Source organism: Pectobacterium sp. CHL-2024 (genome assembly GCF_044751765.1).
In the GTDB taxonomy this organism is placed as follows: Bacteria; Pseudomonadota; Gammaproteobacteria; order Enterobacterales; family Enterobacteriaceae; genus Pectobacterium; species Pectobacterium brasiliense.
The window spans coordinates 147,441-163,921 of the sequence record NZ_JBIXKO010000007.1 but is presented as its reverse complement, the minus strand read 5'-3'; the positions used below and the strand labels follow the sequence as shown (position 1 = coordinate 163,921).

General features: G+C 50.6%; 14 protein-coding genes. 9 read left to right on the top strand and 5 right to left on the bottom strand.

What is annotated here, in order from left to right; translation table 11 throughout:
* The first annotated feature begins 80 nt into the window (after positions 1 to 80).
* Positions 81 to 902, top strand: a complete 822-nt coding sequence (locus tag ACIPUG_RS12845) for a TonB family protein (RefSeq protein WP_400338655.1) — start codon at positions 81 to 83, stop codon at positions 900 to 902.
* A 10-nt stretch (positions 903 to 912) separates the two neighbouring features.
* Here ACIPUG_RS12845 and ACIPUG_RS12840 read toward each other — a convergent pair whose 3' ends face one another.
* Entirely contained in the window at positions 913 to 1,206 is a 294-nt protein-coding gene (locus ACIPUG_RS12840) for a DUF2623 family protein (RefSeq protein WP_400338653.1), read from the bottom strand.
* Between the two features lie 220 nt (positions 1,207 to 1,426).
* Here ACIPUG_RS12840 and ACIPUG_RS12835 point away from each other — a divergent pair, with 220 nt between their 5' ends.
* The gene (locus ACIPUG_RS12835; protein WP_400338651.1) at positions 1,427 to 3,118 is read left to right on the top strand and encodes an Hsp70 family protein; all 1,692 of its coding nucleotides are present in this window, start codon (positions 1,427 to 1,429) and stop codon (positions 3,116 to 3,118) included.
* A gap of 44 nt (positions 3,119 to 3,162) precedes the next feature.
* Here ACIPUG_RS12835 and ACIPUG_RS12830 read toward each other — a convergent pair whose 3' ends face one another.
* Positions 3,163 to 5,880, bottom strand: a complete 2,718-nt coding sequence (locus ACIPUG_RS12830) for a J domain-containing protein (RefSeq protein WP_400338649.1) — start codon at positions 5,878 to 5,880, stop codon at positions 3,163 to 3,165.
* Positions 5,880 to 6,608, bottom strand: a complete 729-nt coding sequence (locus ACIPUG_RS12825) for a DUF1266 domain-containing protein (protein ID WP_400338647.1) — start codon at positions 6,606 to 6,608, stop codon at positions 5,880 to 5,882. The genes ACIPUG_RS12830 and ACIPUG_RS12825 overlap by 1 nt, the downstream gene beginning before the upstream one ends.
* 218 nt (positions 6,609 to 6,826) lie before the next feature.
* Between ACIPUG_RS12825 and ACIPUG_RS12820 the strand changes: the two genes are divergently transcribed.
* The 6 genes from ACIPUG_RS12820 to qatD all read left to right on the top strand — a co-directional run bounded on the left by ACIPUG_RS12820 (position 6,827) and on the right by qatD (position 14,102).
* A complete protein-coding gene (locus tag ACIPUG_RS12820) occupies positions 6,827 to 7,669 on the top strand; it encodes a 23S rRNA (adenine(2030)-N(6))-methyltransferase RlmJ (protein WP_039498363.1) in 843 nt (280 codons plus the stop codon).
* A gap of 128 nt (positions 7,670 to 7,797) precedes the next feature.
* Positions 7,798 to 9,150 carry a glutathione-disulfide reductase gene (gene gorA / locus ACIPUG_RS12815; protein WP_400338645.1) on the top strand — a complete coding sequence of 451 codons (1,353 nt, stop codon included), beginning with the start codon at positions 7,798 to 7,800 and terminating at the stop codon, positions 9,148 to 9,150.
* Positions 9,151 to 9,393: 243 nt separating this feature from the next.
* Positions 9,394 to 11,154 (top strand): P-loop NTPase fold protein, encoded by a 1,761-nt coding sequence (locus ACIPUG_RS12810; protein WP_400338643.1) that lies wholly within the window; start codon positions 9,394 to 9,396, stop codon positions 11,152 to 11,154.
* Positions 11,154 to 12,041, top strand: a complete 888-nt coding sequence (locus ACIPUG_RS12805) for a hypothetical protein (protein ID WP_400338641.1) — start codon at positions 11,154 to 11,156, stop codon at positions 12,039 to 12,041. The genes ACIPUG_RS12810 and ACIPUG_RS12805 overlap by 1 nt, the downstream gene beginning before the upstream one ends.
* Positions 12,034 to 13,368, top strand: a complete 1,335-nt coding sequence (gene qatC / locus ACIPUG_RS12800) for a Qat anti-phage system QueC-like protein QatC (RefSeq protein ID WP_400338639.1) — start codon at positions 12,034 to 12,036, stop codon at positions 13,366 to 13,368. Before ACIPUG_RS12805 ends, qatC begins: the two co-directional genes overlap by 8 nt.
* Entirely contained in the window at positions 13,365 to 14,102 is a 738-nt protein-coding gene (qatD, locus tag ACIPUG_RS12795; protein ID WP_400338637.1) for a Qat anti-phage system TatD family nuclease QatD, read from the top strand. The genes qatC and qatD overlap by 4 nt, the downstream gene beginning before the upstream one ends.
* A 652-nt stretch (positions 14,103 to 14,754) precedes the next feature.
* Here qatD and ACIPUG_RS12790 read toward each other — a convergent pair.
* Positions 14,755 to 15,042 carry a type II toxin-antitoxin system RelE/ParE family toxin gene (locus ACIPUG_RS12790; protein ID WP_015842269.1) on the bottom strand — a complete coding sequence of 96 codons (288 nt, stop codon included), beginning with the start codon at positions 15,040 to 15,042 and terminating at the stop codon, positions 14,755 to 14,757.
* Positions 15,039 to 15,290 carry a type II toxin-antitoxin system Phd/YefM family antitoxin gene (locus tag ACIPUG_RS12785; RefSeq protein ID WP_010281712.1) on the bottom strand — a complete coding sequence of 84 codons (252 nt, stop codon included), beginning with the start codon at positions 15,288 to 15,290 and terminating at the stop codon, positions 15,039 to 15,041. The genes ACIPUG_RS12790 and ACIPUG_RS12785 overlap by 4 nt, the downstream gene beginning before the upstream one ends.
* A gap of 253 nt (positions 15,291 to 15,543) precedes the next feature.
* Here ACIPUG_RS12785 and ACIPUG_RS12780 point away from each other — a divergent pair, with 253 nt between their 5' ends.
* A complete protein-coding gene (locus ACIPUG_RS12780) occupies positions 15,544 to 16,449 on the top strand; it encodes a siderophore-interacting protein (RefSeq protein ID WP_400338635.1) in 906 nt (301 codons plus the stop codon).
* Positions 16,450 to 16,481 lie beyond the last annotated feature (32 nt).

The window sequence follows — 16,481 nt, the reverse complement described above, 5'->3', positions numbered from 1 at the left end:
GATTTGATAAAGAACGCATGATGACCTCCTCAGAGCCACATTCATTGACCCCTGTCTCCACGGCGAGGGGCAGTAGGCTAATGGCTGCACAGACGCTGCAATACAATACGGTGCGGCCCGCCACGACGGTTCGTTGGGGGAGCGGCTGGCTGCTGGCATTGGCGCTACACGCAGGGCTGATTGTCTGGATTAGCTACCATGCGCTTGATTCCTCCATTGAAGCGCCGCCGCCCGCCATGATGTTGATGGTGGCGGATAGCGTGCAATCAACTCCCAGCCCTCAGGATGCGCCAGTCGGCCCGCAGCAGACGCTGTCCACGCCGCAAGAAGCGGCGACTCAGCCGGAAAAAATGACGCAGGATGTGCCGCTGCTTGCGCCAGCACCGAAGCCGGTGATAGCGGCGGCACAAAAGGAAAAGCCGCAGCCGCAGAAAAAAGTGCAGAAAAAAATGGAAAAGCCGGTGCAGGAGACCACGCCACAGGAAGAGATTGCGCCATCGGAAAAACCGCCCGCACCCGTCACCAGCGCGCCGCTGCCGGGCAGCAGCCAGCAAGTTGCTGCGCCATATAACAGCGATGCCGCGCAGATGCGCAAAGGGGTAGCGGACTGGAGCAGCCAGCTGTTGGCACACCTGAGCCGCTATAAGCGTTATCCGGCGCAGGCGGTGCGGCAGCGATTGCAGGGCGTCGCCCAGATTCGCGTGACGTTGGATCGGGCGGGGAACGTGCTGGCCGTTTCGTTAGCCAGCAGCAGCGGCATCACGCCGCTCGATAAGGAATCTGTCACTTTGCCGCAGCGTGCTCAGCCGCTTCCGGCTCCGCCAGCAGAGGTGATAGGGGATAATGCGCAGCTCACCATCACCATCCCCATTAGCTTTGATTTACGGGAAGCGCGCCGCTAACTGGCATCCACTAGCGCGGCGTGTGCGCATCGTAGCCTGCATAAAAAAACCGAATCGCGTACGGGTTGCCTTGTTCGGTAAAGAACTCTGCGACTCTCTCCCGTTCCAGCCCGTAGCGGCGTGACAACAACCCTGCCTCGAAGGCGGCCTGCTGGCGGTCGCCTTTGGTTTCAGCCAGATTGTGAGCATAGCCACAGATATAGCCGCGCCGATAGTCGTAGCAGCAGGGATTAATGTCGTTGGTGGATTTTGGGTTGGCCGATCTCAGCCCCGCGAGGACGCCCCGCTCAAAATGGTTTCCCATGATAATGCTCCGTGAATGATCGTTATATAGTAAATGATATAACGCTTATTTATCACTCACCAGATCTGTTGAAAAATATTCCTGAATCCCTCGTGCGCGGTCTTTTCCCGATCAAGATGTATATACTGTTGCCCTGCTCGCCGAACGGGCTACTGATCTGCGCCTGATGGGCACTCTGGGAATAGGTAGTGTACGGAATGGTTAAATAAGGAATAACAGCATGACACACCCGCAAGACGCTTCTCTGGCGATTGGTATCGATCTGGGCACGACGAACAGCCTGATTAGCGTTTGGCAAAATGGCGAGGCCCGCCTGATACCGAATGCGCTGAATGATAACTTCACGCCCTCGGCTGTCAGTATTGATGAAGACGGTAGCATTCTGGTCGGTAAACCCGCGATTTCCCGTTTGACTACGCACCCGCAGGTGTCGGCGTCGCTGTTTAAACGCTACATGGGGAGCAAGAAAGCCTTCCGGCTCGGGGATAAAACGTTCTCTCCCGCCGAACTGTCGGCCATGGTGTTGAAATCGCTCAAAGCCGATGCGGAAAGTTACCTCGGGCACCCCATCAAGGATGTGGTGATCTCCGTGCCAGCCTACTTCAGCGATGAACAGCGTAAGCAGACGCGTTTTGCGGCAGAACTGGCCGATCTGAATGCGGTTCGCTTAATCAATGAACCCACCGCTGCTTCTATGGCCTATGGCTTACACACGCAGGAGCTAGGGCGTACGCTGGTCTTCGATTTAGGCGGCGGCACTTTTGACGTCAGCGTGTTGGAATACGCGTTTCCGCTAATCGAAGTACACAGCTCGGCGGGCGACAACTATCTGGGTGGAGAAGACTTCACGCAGGCGATGGTGAAAACCTGTCTGAAAGCGTGGGAGCTTGAGGACGCGGAGATTCCTGCGACGGATTTGGCCCGTCTTTACAGCCATGCGGAAGCGCTGAAATGTCAGCCTGGCTTTCCTTCTCAATCGAATGAACTGGTATGGCACTGGCGCGAGGAAGAATGGCGCATCGTACTGGATGATGAAGAAATCGAAGCCGCCTGGCTGCCGTTGATGAACCGCATTCGTGCGCCGATAGAACAGGCGCTGCACGATGCCCGCCTGAAACCTGAGCAGCTAGACCATGTGGTGCTGGTCGGTGGAGCATCAAAGATGTCGGTTATCCAGAAGCTGGTGGTCAGGCTGTTTGGCAAATTACCTTATCAGCATCTGGATGCAGATACCGTGGTCGCCAAAGGCGCGGCGGTGCAGGCCGCCTGTCGGTTGCGTGAGCAGGATATCGAAGAAGTGATCCTGACGGACGTTTGTCCGTACACTCTCGGAATCCGAGTCTCTAATGATAAGCAAAGCGGTCTGTTTTCCCCGATACTGGAGCGCAATACGGTGGTGCCGACCTCGCGGGTCGAGACGTTTTCCACGGGCTCCGCCGGACAAGACAATATCTGCATCGCGATCTATCAGGGGGAAAGCCCTTACGTCGATAACAACGTGTTTATCGATGAATTCACCATGCCGATAAAAGCGAAATCGTATAAGCAATCCATTGAAGTACGTTTCAGTTATGACATCAATGGGCTGCTGGAAGTGGATGTTAATCTGCCGGACAGCGGCGATAACCTCACGAAAGTGATCGATCGCAGTCCGACCGGCCTGAGTGCCGAGCAGCAGCAGAAAAGCCATCAGAAGCTGCAAGCGCTGAAGATCCACCCCAGAGATAATCTGATGAACCGCAACCTGCTGGCGCGGCTGGAAAAAGCCTGGGCGCAGACGCGTCTGGAAGAGCGGGAACAGATCGGCTTCTGGCTGCGGGATTTTGAACAGGTGCTGGCGGGGCAATACGCTCCGGCGATTGACGAAACGCGGCAGCGTATTGAGCAGTTTCTGGATGAGGTATCTCGGTGATATTTGGGCGGCGTATCATTGCTACGCCGCCCGATTCGCTGCCGTCAGCTAGGCAGGGTGTCCGTTTCGGTTTTCTTGCCAGCCGGCGGCGGCCCGAATTGGTTCCAGCGGTTAAGGCTCGGTGTCAGCAAGGGGAGCAGGAGAAACAGCGGTATGAGTAGAGTGAGAAAACTCATCACCCACGGCATATTGGAACCGATATCGTTATAGCGTCGACGCGTCGCACTCAGCAGATTGAGTACGATGAGCACCATCAGCAGCCCTTCAATAAACGCCGGTGGCGACCCGATCCAGTCACTCGCGCGATAGAGAAAATAGCTTCCCAACCCAGCCTGCATTAGAAAACCGAGACGGCCGATGCGAGCGTTCGTGCGCCACAGTTGCCACCAGTAGCTCTTTTTAGCCTGTGATGTCTGGAACTGACGTTCGCGCCGATCGGCACATTGCAGCAGCACTTTCGACACCAATCTCAGCGTAACGTCTTCGTGCGGATAGGACAGATGCTCGGTTAGAAATTCCTGATCGCTGTTATCGAATAAGGACGTGTCATCCTTCGCACAGTTCTGAATCAGCTTGCCGATGAGCGTGACCCGTTTGTCGTCGGAGAGCTGTTTTAGCTGTTTCTCCAGTTCATCCGACCCTTCGGTAAAGGCGGTGCGGATCGCATCTTCCTGTTCCCTTTCTACGGGAATAGCGGCCAGCCGCTCAAGGTGTTGCCCGGCCTGTTCTTCCTCTCCCATAAGGGCATAAAACGCGTGGAAAAAGATCTGGTAGATGATGGGCGATTTTGCCAGTTCCGTCTGCCAATGCTCATCGGTAAGATAAAAATGGCTTGCAGCGGACTCGCTGTAAGTCTCCCTGCTGCTGAGATATTCCTCAATAGACGCGGGGAAGTTCATCCAGCAGTGATAGTGCAGCGGATCGGTGAGTTCCAGCTGTTTTTTCAACGGCGTTACCGCATCACCATCGTGGCATTCCGCCTTGCGGAAGAGTCGAGAGAGCGAATGTGCAGGGTGGGTTAAGGCCAGTTCGGGCAGCACCGATTGACGCGGTAAACCCAGACAAGAGGTTGGATCGGTCATCATTAATGCGATCAGAATAGCCTGTCTCAGTTCCTCTTTAGCGCTGAGATCCTGCGGTGTCTCCGCCCCTTGCGGCACCAGAGACACATCGCACTGGTAGCGTGCGGACAGCTCGACCAGACAATCGTTGATCGGGTCGATTTCTTCCGTATGGATGCCGCTGCTGTACAGCTTATTCAACTGATTCAGCGACAGCGGACGCCATTGCCGCAGCCAGGTTTGCGCTTGTAGCCAGGCGGACGATTTCTGGTTAGTGAACACGCTGGGCAACGTGTCTTCTGACGGCGAATACAGCCATTCCGTGAAGGCATGAATCGCGCCGGAGGTGTCCAGCCAGGATAGACGCTGTGCCGCCTGAAACTGTAATCCCTGTAAAATCAACGCATACAGCGGTTCCTCGGGCAACGGCTGCGCCAGAATGTCCTGCAACAGGCGTTCATTACCCACGGTTAACATGCTGGCGTGCCAATACAGGCGATCCTGAATCGCCTCCCCGCTGTGTAGCAACAGATGTCGGTAGATGCCCTGCAAATCCTGTTTGCCCAGCTTCCAACGGGCATAGCTTTCTGCCATAGGCGACAGCGACAGTTTCAGCGCTTCTCCCCAACGTATCAGCATCTGGGTATTGTGCTGAGAAATGAAGAAACGCTGGCGCGGATCGTCCAGCGCTAACCCTGTCAGGTCTGGCGCTGGCGTATAGTTGAACGACTGAATCAGTAAGGGAAGCGCATCCGGCTGATGCTGTTTACACCAGTTAATCAGCCATTGTTCCGCCTGTGCATGGCGGGTTTGCTGATAAAGCGTCAGCCACAGCGTAAATGCCTGCTCGTTTTCTTCGGTAAGCGAACAGAGGCTGGCGCTGAGTTCGAGCCATTCCGCGTCGTTCGGGGTCGCATCCAACTGTTGCAGGCAGTAATCGCGCAGGATGGCGTTGGGTACACCGGCGTGGCTGTGCCAGCGCACGAGCTTTTGCATCAGCGACGGGCTGTCGGGCCAATAAATTGCGGTCGGGGTGCGCAGCAGCGTGGCCAACATAAATGCCGGCCGATTCCAGTACATGCCGTTGGCCTGCTGGAAATAGAAGATAGTTTCCAACTGTGCGGGCAGGTTCAGGTGCGATAGCAGGGAAAAATCGAACAGATCCTCATAGCCGAGCGAGTCGAGGAAGTGGCGGACATCTTCCACCCCGTCGCCGGACAGCTCCCCTTGCCGCTGCTGCCAGCGCAGGCGTTCGGCCAGCACGCGGACACAGAGGATTGAGATGCAAGACTCACTCATCAGGCGCTGAAGCAGCGGCCAGCGAATGCGATCGATCACCTCGAAATCCTGTTGATTCAACAGCTGAATGTAGCGCTCCCAGTGCAGCGGAACAAAACGTTCGGCTGGGTTGCTTAACAACAGCTCAAACGCGTTAACCAGCGCTTCGGCCTGCCCGGAGGAGGCCCTCTCGGTTGCTGAGGAGGCGTTTTGTGATTCGGCGGAGGTCTGCTCTTCTTCATCCGACTGTACGGGATTCTTCGCCAGCTTACAGGCGGTGTCGTACGCATCGCGCAGCTGTTTAAAGCCCTCGGGGTCGGTTTCCGGGTGAAACTGCGGTACTTTCTGACGATAAGCCTGACGGATAACATCCAGATCCTGAGTCGGCTCAATGCCTAATCGCTGCCAGCATTGTGTGTCCATTATATTTCCGCTTCTGGTAAGGACTCGGGCTTATCCATTTCTATCGGATCAACATCCCAGTCGAGGTCATGAATCGGGCAGTCCGGGTGAGTATAGAGCGTGCCGATCTGGTCAATGTAGTCAGGATTCTGGCTAGCGTTGCTGAAAATGTAGCGCTGGCACTCAGGGTCTTCTTCATCCAGAGTGAGCCAGTAAGTGCGGCCGATTAAGAACGCCGCGTAATAATTTTCCCAACTGCGGTAATAGTAACGCGCCCTGTCGGCTAGCCGGGTGTGAATCCACAGGTTCTCTTTTTCGCTAATCCAGCCGTTGAGTAATCCGATACGGCTCAGGAAACTCATGCGCCCCAGATCCCAGGCGCGGATCCCGCCTTCACCGCATAGCGCGGTCGTTTCGCTCACCAGCACGAGTGCGCCCTGTACGTCTTCAGATTGATTGGTGCAGTAGTGCTGCCATTCGGATGCCGTCAGGTGGTGCCGAAGGTGATAGTAATACGCCAGACGCTCGGCGTGGCCGCCGTCTGTCATATCGTTAATCATTGAGATCAGGCCTTCGCGGGAGGTGATGCCCCAGCTGTTGCTCAGACTGACGGGTTCACCGGGCTCATAGAAGGTCGGCTCGCAGAAGCGGGCACCGTACTTGATGTTGAGTGCGACCATCGGGGCGGAAAGCGCCATCAGCCAGCGCTGATATTCAGGTTCCATCAGAATAACGTCCAATTCCATCATGGTTAGCGTGCGATCGTACTTTATCTGCCTGAATATCGGTAGTTTTCAATCGAATGAAAAACGGCCATGTTTCTCAATTTACTGATTTAAGACGATAAAAATGGCTGGTTTGCGGGGCGGCTCGCAGAGGGGAGCGTTTGACGGGATATTTTCCGTCGCAGGCGGTTATACTGTCGGTTAATCGACGTTATTTATAAAAACTTCACCGGAAAGCAAGCATGCTAAGTTACCGCCACAGTTTCCATGCCGGCAATCACGCCGACGTGCTGAAACACACCGTTCAGAGCCTGATCATCACTGCCCTGAAAGAGAAAGAGAAACCTTTCCTGTATCTGGATACCCACGCGGGTGCCGGTCGCTATCAGCTCAGCGGCGAACACGCCGAGCGCACAGGCGAGTATCTGGATGGCATCGCGAAAATCTGGCAGCGTGACGACATTCCGGCTGAACTTGAACCTTACATGCAGGCCGTACGCACCTATAACCACAACGGCCAGCTGCGCTATTACCCGGGCTCCCCGCTGATTGCCCGCCAGCTGCTGCGCGAACAGGACAAGCTCCACCTGACCGAACTGCACCCCAGCGATTTCCCATTGCTGCGCAATGAATTCCAGAAGGATTCGCGTACCAAAGTGCTGCGTGACGATGGCTATCAGCAGCTGAAATCCCAGTTGCCGCCGCTTTCTCGTCGCGGTTTCGTACTGATCGACCCACCGTATGAGCTGAAAACGGACTATCAGGCCGTGGTGAAAGGCATTCAGGAAGGGCATAAACGTTTTGCGACCGGCGTCTTTGCGCTGTGGTATCCAGTGGTGCTGCGCCAGCACATCAAACGTATGCTGAAAGAGCTGGAAGCTACGGGCATTCGCAACATTTTGCAAATTGAGCTGGCGGTGCGGCCGGACAGCGATCGCTATGGCATGACGGCGTCTGGCATGATTGTAATTAACCCGCCGTGGAAGCTGGCATCTCAGATGAAGAGCGTGCTGCCGTGGCTGCATAGCGTATTGGTACCAGAAGGCACCGGACATACGCTGGTGGAGCAAATCGTACCGGAGTAATGCGCACCGTTGCGATGGGTGACGCGGTTGGTTTTTCCTATCGCAACCATAGGCATAACCTTTATTCGGCGTATGGCTCTGGCGTTACACTCTAGGCAAATTTTATTCACTTAAGCATGGATACACTGATGACCAAACACTATGACTACCTTGCTATTGGCGGCGGCAGCGGCGGTATCGCGTCTATCAACCGCGCGGCGATGTATGGACAAAAATGTGCGTTGATCGAAGCAAAATATCTGGGCGGCACCTGCGTCAACGTCGGCTGCGTGCCGAAGAAAGTGATGTGGCATGCGGCGCAGATTGCCGAAGCGATCCATCAGTACGGCCCGGATTACGGATTCGATACCACGGTAAACCAGTTTAACTGGGGCACGCTGGTTAAGAACCGTAGTGCCTATATCGATCGTATCCACCAGTCGTACGATAACGTGCTGGGCAAGAATAAGGTCGATGTCATCCACGGTTTTGCCCGCTTTGTCGATGCGCACACGGTGGAAGTGAACGGCGAAAAAATTACGGCTGACCATATCCTGATCGCGACCGGCGGTCGTCCGGTTCACCCTGCTATTCCCGGTGCGGAATACGGTATCGATTCTGACGGCTTCTTTGAACTGGATGCGTTGCCGAAGCGTACTGCTATCGTTGGTGCTGGCTATATCGCGGTAGAGATTGCCGGGGTGCTGAACGGATTGGGCTCTGAAACCCACCTGTTTGTACGCAAACACGCGCCGCTGCGTAGCTTCGATCCGCTGATTGTCGATACGCTGGTGGAAGTGATGAAGACCGAAGGGCCGACGCTGCATACCGAATCGATCCCGAAAGCGATTGTGAAGAATGCCGATGGCAGCCTGACGCTGGAGCTGGAAAACGGTCAGTCACAAACTGTCGATTGCCTGATTTGGGCGATTGGTCGCGAACCCGCGACGGATAACCTGAATCTGAGCGTCACCGGTGTAGAGCTGAACGACAAAGGTTACATCAACGTCGATAAATTCCAGAACACCAACGTTCCTGGCATTTATGCCGTAGGTGATAACACTGGTGCCGTTGAGCTAACGCCGGTTGCTGTCGCCGCAGGGCGTCGTTTGTCCGAACGTCTGTTTAATAACAAGCCGGACGAGCATCTGGATTACAGCAACATCCCGACCGTCGTCTTCAGCCACCCGCCGATTGGCACTGTCGGGTTGACCGAACCGCAGGCGCGTGAGCAGTACGGCGACGATCAGGTGAAAGTCTATAAGTCTGCCTTCACCGCGATGTACACCGCCGTCACGCAGCACCGCCAGCCGTGCCGTATGAAGCTGGTCTGCGTGGGCAAAGAAGAAAAAATCGTCGGCATCCACGGCATCGGTTTTGGTATGGACGAAATGCTGCAAGGCTTTGCGGTTGCGGTCAAAATGGGCGCAACCAAGAAAGACTTCGACAACACCGTTGCTATCCACCCGACTGCGTCAGAAGAGTTTGTGACGATGCGATAATGGAGTAGGAATCCCATCTAGACGCGTTCGTGTTGTAGAAAAACTGAGAGGCCAGAGCATCGTTCCCTGGCCTTTATTGACTCATCGATACTAAAACGTTTATTGCACTCAAGCTCGCTAGTTCAAAACTCCTTGCAAAATGTGTGGCCGACTTAGTTGACCAAATTTTAGTAATGCCACAAAGTGACTACATAAATAGTGGCGATTGATAGTCGCTAAGGGACGCTAAATAGGGATATAAAGATGTGGTCTGATAAAGAATCAAATATTGATTTTCTGAATTTCAATGAAACTGCCGAATCTATCAAAGATCTAATTACTGAAAAAAATCTTATGCCAATAAGTGTTGGTGTGTTTGGGGATTGGGGAGCTGGGAAATCCACAATTTTAGAACTAACAAAGTCTGCACTTGCAAGCGGCAAGGACGATTATATCCAAGTAAGTTTCGATGCTTGGATGTTCCAAGGTTACGACGATGCCAAAGCCGCATTATTAGAGACAATCGCGGAAACGCTCGTCAAACAAGCCAAAGCTGATGAAAGCTTGATCGAAAAGGCCAAAGATTTTGCTGGGCGTGTAAACAAGATCAGACTTATGGGGCTTCTGATGGATGCAGGTAGTCTCGCAGCAGGTGTCCCCACATTTGGTGGGTTCCAAAAGCTGTTCGGAATGTTCAGTGGCGGAGAAGACGGTGAATATGATTTCGGTGATGTTAAGGATGGAGTCGAAGGTGCTAAAGAGATTGCTAACAGAAACAAAGACCTTCTGAGCAAGAAAAAGGATTTCTCTCCACCCAAAGAAATCAAAGAGTTCAGACAAGCATACTCAGATCTTCTTGCCGAGTTTGGTAAGCCATTAATTGTCTACGTTGATAATTTAGACCGTTGCTCGCCTTACAACGCGATTTCAACGCTAGAAGCCATTCGCCTTTTCTTGTTTCTGCCCAACACAGCATTTGTAATAGCAGCCGATGAAGACATGATCCGTCTTGCAGTCAGTGAATACCACAAGGGTTCATCTCAACGGCATCAAACTGACTATTTGGACAAACTGATTCAAATACCTATACATGTCCCACGCCCCGGCGTTTTAGAAATTAGAGCCTATCTGTTAATGCTGGTTGCACTTGATCATGGTGTTAAAGGTGATGAATTAGAGGCACTACGACATGCCCTTGAAATAAATTTGAAAATGTCTTGGAAAGAGGAAGCAATAACCATAGATGATTTGCTTGATGGGAAAAATATTCTGGAGACTCCTGAGTTGAGGAATAAGTTCGTCGTCGCAGAACAACTCGCACCTCTATTAGCTGAATCATCCAACATAAATGGTAATCCGCGAATAGTTAAACGCCTTCTTAATCAAGTGAGAATCAGAAGGAAGACGGCGCTCCGGCGCGGTATGCAATTAGATGAGAAAACGATAACCAAACTGGTTATATTTGAACGTTGTCTTGGAACAAGAGCCACTAACAAGCTTTACCAAATGATTGATAGCGAAAACGGAAAACCAAAGGTTTTAGCTGAACTTGAAGCTGCCGGAGCCAACATCGAGGACATAAAACTGCCTGAAGAGTGGCAGTCAGAGAAAAAGTTTCTGGCTAAATGGGCAAAACTGCCGCCTAAATTTTCTGATATTGATCTGACCCCAGCTCTTTACCTGAGTAAAGAAAATGTTCCTATGGGAGCTTTTGGAACAGTTATGTCGGGAGCAGCTCAAAAGCTTGTGACGGCACTATTGAAACAGACCCAGCGAATAAGCCCAGCAAGTACTAAATCAATCGAAGAAACTCCACCAGATGACTATATGTCTGTAATGGATGCTTTACTTGAAAAACTAAGACAAATTGGAGATTGGAGTACGCTCCCAGCCGGAATTTTTGGAGCGAGATTGCTCGCAGAAAGAAACACGATGTGTAAGGCGTCGCTCTTGGATTTTTTGAAACAATTGCCACGTGAGCGCTGGATGAAACCAATAATAGAAGAATTAGAAGGAGCTAAATAATGGGAACATCAGCCTCTTCAAGGGGACCTAAAGATAAAAATCCGCTCGTACCTCCATGGGCAGAAGGCGGAAATGGATTAACAATTGGTCCAGCTACTGACACTGATGGAGACGTGAGCATCGGTGATGGCGGCGACCAAGATAAAGATGGTGCTGACAATAGCCAAGAAGTTGATAACAATAAGGTACAGCAAGAAATTGGTCCATCGGGTCAAGCGCAACCGCCTGCGAGCAGATACAAAAGTGCGAGACAAGCATTCGGTAAATATGCTGGTACAGGTGGCACGACTTCAGATCTTAGGCGCTCCCTAAAACATTACTCTAAAAACTCATCCGGTGGCGGGAAAGGGACAAGTCGAAGACTTGCCAGTGGTATAACCGCAGGCGCTGGGCTCGTAGGAATGATGCGTGGGGACAGCGTTACTGTCGGTGACCAGTCCTTATCTCTTAATGACCTTCGAGGCCTTACTACTGATCAAGCGATTGATCGCATTGCCTCTCATTTAGCACCAGATAACTCAGATTCTGACGCTGTGCGCATTGCTCTCAATTATGCTTTGGAAGAAGCACTTCCTGATACCCAAGACTTCGATCCTGCAAGTTTCACTGACGAGGTAATCCAAGAAGCAATCTCCTGTTATTTAACCGACTTAATTTTTCAAGATGTAGTCACAGGAATGGGAGAAGCTTGGTTCAAAGCAGAGGTAGCAACTAAGCATCACAAAATGGAAAGCGAGTTAAGGGAGCTGATTAAAGTGATAACACAACAAGAAATGGACAAAGCGACAAACGGCAATCCAAGTAATATCACTAAGAACAACATCAAGAAAATTCAAATCGAGGCAATATCAAAAACTGTAGACCATTGGGAGAAATTCAATGACTGATTTTTACTTCCATCACGACCCCGATAAGCTTCCTGAGTACTCTAGCGAATGCCACCCAGTGCAAATTTTTGATAGCCATCCGCTAAATAAGTATAAATGCAGTCACGCATCGAAAGAGTTGCTCACCAAGATTAGAAAGCTTGGGGTTGCGATTAATCCCGATGCACTTGATTTGGTAACTATCGCAACAGCAGTAACTTCGGCAGAGACATTTGAGCCAAGAGAGAATGCGCCAAATTCTTGGTCACGAATCTTAAATCTCTACATACCTGTATTTTCTCCAGCTAAGTGGGAAGCCGTAGCCAAAAGACTTGAATCACTTCTAGGTTTTTTAACTGGTGATCAATGGAAATTATCTTTTATCAAGTCTGAGTTAGAGCTACCTAAGCCAATAAATAGCAGGCAGTCCAAGCTTGCGGCGGAATCATTAAAAGGATTGAATGCGGTCTGTCTTTTTTCTGGTGGGTTGGACAGCGCAATTGGATCGATTGATATTCTCAATGGTAACTCTGGTATTCGCCCGATGCTTGTAAGCCACGCATATCGAGCGGATGGAGCGAAACAGCAAGATATAAAAAAACTACTCAAAAAGCCATTTGGGGAATTTTCATACTCGATAGCCCCTCAACTATCCGGTCAGGCTAACTATGCGAACGATACCAGCATGAGGGGAAGGAGCTTTAATTTCTTAGCGATGGCTGTATTGGGGATTACGGCACTTAGGAAAGCAAATAACGATGATACTATCTCTCAGATTATTGTGCCTGAAAATGGATATATATCGATTAATCCGCCGTTAACTCGCAGGCGCATTGGTAGCCATAGCACTCGGACAACTCACCCAAACTTTCTATCTCAGCTAGAGCTGTTGCTCAACGATGTTGGATTTAATATTCACTTTATAAACCCGTACCAGTTTAAAACCAAAGGCGAAATGCTAGCTGAGTGCGTTGATCAAGACGCTGTTAAAAAAGCGATACCATTAAGTGTATCTTGCAGCCACTGGCATCGAGAACATATACAATGTGGTTATTGCCTTCCATGTTTAATCAGGCGAGCTTCCGTATTTCATGCAGGTTTTACAAAAGATGCTGACTATGCGGTTCCAAGACTTAAAAGCATATTGAACGAATCGGAGAAAAGAGACGACGTTCATGCAGTGCAAACTGCAATAATTAGATTAAAGAAGAGCCCTGACTACATGGCTTGGTTACGCCAGTCTGGCCCCTTACCACAAAATAAAGAGACACGTGAAAAACTGGAGTCTACGGTGAAAAGAGGTTTGGCAGAAGTTGAAGCTTTTTTGAAATCGGTCAACCTAGCATGATGGATCTGCATTGCCATATCGATTTGTACCCAGATCACCGCGAGGTACTTAAAGACTTGAGGGAATGCAATTACTATGTGCTGTCAGTTACAACTGTGCCATCCGCTTGGAGAGGCACAGTTAAACTTACAGAAGGTATTGCCCGTTGTAAGACTGCTTTAGGGTTGCACCCACAGCTTGCCCACTTGAGAAAGCATGAGCTAACCATCTTTGATGAGTTAATAGGTGAAACTAGATACATAGGAGAGATTGGTCTAGATGGTTCAAAGGGTTACATACCGTACATTGAGGATCAACTCCACGTATTCAACCATATTCTTGAAAAGTGCTCTCAGTTCAATGACAAAATTCTATCTATTCACAGCCTAAACGCTACAGAACAAGTCATCGATTGTTTGAAAAAACACCCTCTAGCAGGAACCCCAATACTTCATTGGTTTTTAGGAACCAAAAAGCAAGTACAGGAAGCAACCGAACACGGCTGTTTTTTCTCTATCGGCCCGGCAATGTTGAATTCAAATCGGGGAATGAAAGTTGCGTCGTGGTTACCGCCAGATCGTGTGTTACTCGAAACTGATGGTCCATTTGCAAAAGTGGACAATTCCCCGCTGTTACCATCACAAGCCAGACTTGCTGTTAATGAGTTATCTTTGCTGTGGAAAGTTACCGCCGAGGATGTTGTTGCTCAACTTAAACGGAACATGATTTTGTTGTTGAGTGGTGGCATAGCATAGTGTTGTAAAATTTATGACTACTAGTCAGCGTGTTAGATACTGGCATAGCGTATCAGCTTTAAGTGAAAATTGATGGTGAGCATGCTGTTGGGAACCCATACAAATTTTAATCCGAAACTGGCGAGTTATAGTTAAAAATCTAACTCGAAAATGTACCGAAACGTGTTTCATCGGATGGTCAAGACAACCAGCATGATACTTTGTTCCTCTCCCACAGATTAATCCAGTTTTACTTGACCACTACAGGGGCTACTCCATCAGCCCTAGGACAGAACCTTACAAATATCCCCAAAAACTTTCACATGTGAAAGTACCAACAGCGTTCACTAATCACAGCAAGTGTAAGTATCCCGTTAAATTAGAAGCATTTGCTCATGTCAGATTCTGGAAAAATGTATTATGGGGCCTACATTTTTAGAAAAAGGAGTGAAAAATCTCCATTTCCTTGGAAAAGTCTATTAAATCTTACCCCACAAGTCTTTCAAGATTTATTTCAGAATCCACTTGTGAGAGTAAGCCAGGACGATGCGATAATGGAGTAGGGAAGCAGGTCTGACGGCTTTTCTGAAAAACGAAAACATGCTGGCTGAATAGTGAACTATTCGGCCAGCATTTTTTTATTCTCAGTTTTTTTATTCCTAGGTTAATGCGGTTATCTCATTCGCTCACTCGCCAGATGATAAACACCGCTGCGCTCACGTTTACCTACCGCCACTACGGCTATAATCAATACGTCGTCAATAACCTCATAAACCAAACGAAAGCCTGACGCTCGGAGCTTTATTTTGTAGCAGTCCTTCATCCCCCGTAACTTTGCCGAAGGAATATGGGGATTTTCGCAGCATTTTTTTAGTTTTTTGGCAAATTGCTGCTGGATGGTTTTATCGAGCTTGAGCCATTCTTTCAGCGCATCTTCCCTGAATTTGACGCTATAGCTCATAGGAAACTATCCAAATCCACGTCAACCAGCGGTTGGTTTTTGCGTTCACCGATTAGCTTAACCAGTTCTTGATCGTCCAGCGCATCCAGCATTTTTTCGTAGAGATCCGCAGGAATGCAATAAAACGCAGGCTGGTTGCGGTTCAAGATAGCAACAGGCAGGCCATCGCCAGCATTGACCGTCGCCATTGGGTTCTTTTTCAGCTCACTGACGCTAGCACTGGTATCACTCAATATAATATTCGGCATGATAGACCTTTAATGACCGGTTAATAGGTCTTTAAAATAAGCAATTGAAGACCTGTTAACAAGTCTTTTGATGATTTTTTATGCCCGATCAGAACGGCCTCTGGCCTGCGAGATGAAGAAAATGCTGCTTTTATCACGACATTCATCTGAATGGTGATAATGATTATCGTTAGTGTTTTGTTTATGGTAAGTTGCGGTGATGGGTTTGATCCCACTGACTGATTTTCCTTACAAAACATACGGTTTTCTCACTATGTCTTTAGCTACCCGTACAACGTCTTCCGCCTATCGGCTGTTCAACTTACGCTTAGAGAGTAAGACGTTACTCTCACCTTCATTAGCTCGCTGCGTGTTCACCGGCCCGGAAGTGCGCCAGATGAAATTGGACGCGCCGGATCAGCGCATCAAGCTGCTGTTCGCCAGTGAAAACGGGGAGCTGACGCCGATGGCCGTAAGCGATACCTGGTATCAGGACTATCTGGCGCTGCCGCGTGAGCGTCGTCCGATTTTGCGCACCTATACGCTGCGTTCAGTCTCACAGGAATCACAGCAGGCGGCGATCGATTTTGTGCTACACGGCGATACTGGGCCTGCCTCAAGCTGGGCGAATCACGCTAAGCCGGGTGAGACGCTACAGATTGTCGCGCCTAATGCGGAGGCTGATGGCGACAGCGGCGGCTATGAATGGGCACCGCACGAGGGCGTTGAGCAGGTGCTGCTGATTGCAGATGAAACGGCGCTGCCAGCGGCGATGGGGATTCTTGAACAGTTGGCTACCCAGCCTTCTCCACCGTTGGTGCAGGCTTTTTTTGAAGTGCCGAAAGCGGCTGACTGCGTGACATCAGGCGAATTCCCTTTTGCTCAGATTCACTGGCTGCCGCGTGAGGAAACCGGCAGCACAGTATGGGGCGAACGCCTGCTGGCTGCGGTGCAGCAGGACGTTAAGATTCCTGCCAGCGCCTGTACCAACCGTGATGAGATTGCACAGGAAACGCCGGAAGACGAGCTACTGTGGGAACGGGCAACGGCACATCGCCCATTTTACGCCTGGGCGGCGGGAGAGTCTTCCGCCATCAAACGGCTGCGCCGCTATCTGCTCGACGAACGGCACCTCGATAAAGAAACGATCAACTTTATGGCGTACTGGTCGCATCGCTAAGAGAAACGTCAGGAGGGAAATTCCCTCCTGTG

Excerpts from the sequence above, each read along its gene's own strand:
- ACIPUG_RS12820 (WP_039498363.1), top strand. The coding sequence starts at position 6,827 with ATGCTAAGTTACCGCCACAGTTTCCATGCCGGCAATCACGCCGACGTG.
- ACIPUG_RS12835 (WP_400338651.1), top strand. The coding sequence starts at position 1,427 with ATGACACACCCGCAAGACGCTTCTCTGGCGATTGGTATCGATCTGGGC.
- ACIPUG_RS12830 (WP_400338649.1), bottom strand. The coding sequence starts at position 5,880 with ATGGACACACAATGCTGGCAGCGATTAGGCATTGAGCCGACTCAGGAT.
- gorA (WP_400338645.1), top strand. The coding sequence starts at position 7,798 with ATGACCAAACACTATGACTACCTTGCTATTGGCGGCGGCAGCGGCGGT.
- ACIPUG_RS12780 (WP_400338635.1), top strand. The coding sequence starts at position 15,544 with ATGTCTTTAGCTACCCGTACAACGTCTTCCGCCTATCGGCTGTTCAAC.
- ACIPUG_RS12845 (WP_400338655.1), top strand. The coding sequence starts at position 81 with ATGGCTGCACAGACGCTGCAATACAATACGGTGCGGCCCGCCACGACG.
- ACIPUG_RS12810 (WP_400338643.1), top strand. The coding sequence starts at position 9,394 with ATGTGGTCTGATAAAGAATCAAATATTGATTTTCTGAATTTCAATGAA.
- ACIPUG_RS12785 (WP_010281712.1), bottom strand. The coding sequence starts at position 15,290 with ATGCCGAATATTATATTGAGTGATACCAGTGCTAGCGTCAGTGAGCTG.
- ACIPUG_RS12805 (WP_400338641.1), top strand. The coding sequence starts at position 11,154 with ATGGGAACATCAGCCTCTTCAAGGGGACCTAAAGATAAAAATCCGCTC.
- qatD (WP_400338637.1), top strand. The coding sequence starts at position 13,365 with ATGATGGATCTGCATTGCCATATCGATTTGTACCCAGATCACCGCGAG.
- ACIPUG_RS12840 (WP_400338653.1), bottom strand. The coding sequence starts at position 1,206 with ATGGGAAACCATTTTGAGCGGGGCGTCCTCGCGGGGCTGAGATCGGCC.
- ACIPUG_RS12790 (WP_015842269.1), bottom strand. The coding sequence starts at position 15,042 with ATGAGCTATAGCGTCAAATTCAGGGAAGATGCGCTGAAAGAATGGCTC.
- qatC (WP_400338639.1), top strand. The coding sequence starts at position 12,034 with ATGACTGATTTTTACTTCCATCACGACCCCGATAAGCTTCCTGAGTAC.
- ACIPUG_RS12825 (WP_400338647.1), bottom strand. The coding sequence starts at position 6,608 with ATGATGGAATTGGACGTTATTCTGATGGAACCTGAATATCAGCGCTGG.